This window comes from Rhodococcus sp. NPDC127527 (assembly GCF_042672245.1).
Lineage (GTDB): Bacteria > Actinomycetota > Actinomycetes > Mycobacteriales > Mycobacteriaceae > Rhodococcus_G.
Window position 1 is genome coordinate 1 of sequence record NZ_JBHXVP010000034.1, and the last position, 1930, is coordinate 1930.

2 protein-coding genes are annotated in these 1930 nt (G+C 37.9%); both read left to right on the forward strand.

The annotated features are described in order from the left end of the window. Window positions 1-707 precede the first annotated feature (707 nt). Window positions 708-881 (forward strand): hypothetical protein, encoded by a 174-nt coding sequence (locus tag ACFVH2_RS24920; RefSeq protein ID WP_375839303.1) that lies wholly within the window; start codon window positions 708-710, stop codon window positions 879-881. Window positions 882-971: 90 nt separating this feature from the next. Continuing rightward, the gene (locus ACFVH2_RS24925; protein ID WP_375839305.1) at window positions 972-1880 is read left to right on the forward strand and encodes a hypothetical protein; all 909 of its coding nucleotides are present in this window, start codon (window positions 972-974) and stop codon (window positions 1878-1880) included. The last annotated feature ends 50 nt before the right edge of the window (window positions 1881-1930 follow it).

The following is a 1930-nucleotide window of genomic DNA, read 5'->3' on the forward strand; positions in this document are numbered from 1 at the left end:
ATAACACAAAACGTGATTTTTGAAGCAAAACGGTTCCTCTTTATGGAGCCGTTTTTTTTATTTCCCGATGGGTTATTTGTCAGAATGACAAACCGATTTCGAGCCGGCGAGAACCCATTGTCACACCACGATTTAGGGGGTGTGTATAAATGGGCACTCTCTGTGAAATTTGAAGCTTTGAAATTCCGAATGGCGCACTTATACACTCTGTCGAGTGAGTGCTAAAATGCTGAAGCATTTCCGTCAAGCGTGTGGAGGAATCTTGTAGAGAGATATAGCATAGATACCCGTATCTCTAGAGATATTTTGGTATATCCCTGCTATATCTATGGGGTATCTATGCTATATCTTTGGCTTCAAAAACGGCACCTGTTCTAAGAGCATAGAAACTCAACAGGCACAGCCTGTTTGACACCCTTTTTTTTAGGGTGGCACCGAGTTTCCTTATGCTCTTTTTCTCTGAAGCTAAACCTGTTTTATATGTCGTAGTCTTTTTATTGGGAGTGACCCCTTGCTGTACAATTTCCGGAGGTGCCGATAAGGGACGAATTTTCCCTTGTCGGTTGCCTTTGGGGATTGTAAGGGGTGGAGGCTCGGAATCAAAAGGAAACGAAATATCATTCCGAGTGTGCTTCTTTTTTCTGTTCTTGAATTCTATTATTTCCAATGTTAGAATTATGTTAACAACTTGTTAGGAGTGTGTTTGGATGGAAGAGAAAAAACAAATTGGACCTCGAATTACTGTTGAAACATTTAAAAAGCTAGAGTTATTAGCCGAACATTTTACAAAACACAATGAATTTGGAAGAGTTTCAAAAGATGCTGTAATTGAGTTTGCTATTAAGGAATTGTATAGGGACTATTTGGGAAAAGGACGCTAATTTTTGTTGAAAAACTGACTTCGGATTTGGGGTTCTTTATTATTAACTTGATTTTAATTAAACATTACAGGAAAAATTGAGGGGAAATGGATGGATAAACGCAATGGTGACGCGGTTTTCATAGCTCCAAATGATGTTGTAAAAGTGACCACTATGAATCACGTCATTGAAGTTCAGCATATGGAGAAGATGAACCGGAAAAATAATATCAAAAAATTGGACAAGGATAGGTTTGTAGACCTCTCTACTGGGGAGATCCGGGAGTTCGAGCATTCGGAAAATCGGCAGGAAAATTATAATTCTTTGAGACAAACCTTTAAGAAGCTGCGTTATTTGATAAATAACAATTTTATAGGACGGCCAAATGAATTACATATAACTTTGACATACAAGAAAAATATGACGGACACGAAAAAACTTTATAGTGATTTTCAAAATTTTATCGACAGGTTGCGTTATAAATACAAGAAAGAAAGTTCGATAGATTATTTATCGGTGGTAGAGCCACAAGGACGTGGAGCCTGGCATTGTCATGTTTTAATGCGCTTTAATGATTTGGATAAGATTTATATTAAAAATGCTGAATTAAGGAGTCTATGGGGTTTAGGATTTGTAACAATCAAGTCATTAAAGGATATAGACAACATAGGAGCCTATTTGAGCGCTTATTTGACTGATATAGACCTAGAAGATGTCCAAGACAGGGAAACAGCCTTAAAAGTGGCTTCAGAGGGCTGTGAGGTGCAAACAAAGATCGTAGAAGGTCGGGAAAAGAAATTTTTAAAAGGCGGACGGCTGCACATGTATCCTTCCGGAATGAATATGTATCGAAAATCAAAAGGGATTGTTAAGCCGGAACGGGAAGAAATGAAGTTCGGAGACATAAAAAAAGTAGTGGGTTCGGCAAAACCACACTACGAGAAAAGTTATCATGTCGAAAATGACAATTTTGAAAACACAATTTCGTTTCTCCAGTATAACACAAAACGTGATTTTTGAAGCAAAACGGTTCCTCTTTATGGAGCCGTTTTTTTTATTTCCCGAAGGGT

Coding starts and splice junctions, on each gene's coding strand:
- ACFVH2_RS24920 (WP_375839303.1), top strand. CDS start 708: ATGGAAGAGAAAAAACAAATTGGACCTCGAATTACTGTTGAAACATTT.
- ACFVH2_RS24925 (WP_375839305.1), top strand. CDS start 972: ATGGATAAACGCAATGGTGACGCGGTTTTCATAGCTCCAAATGATGTT.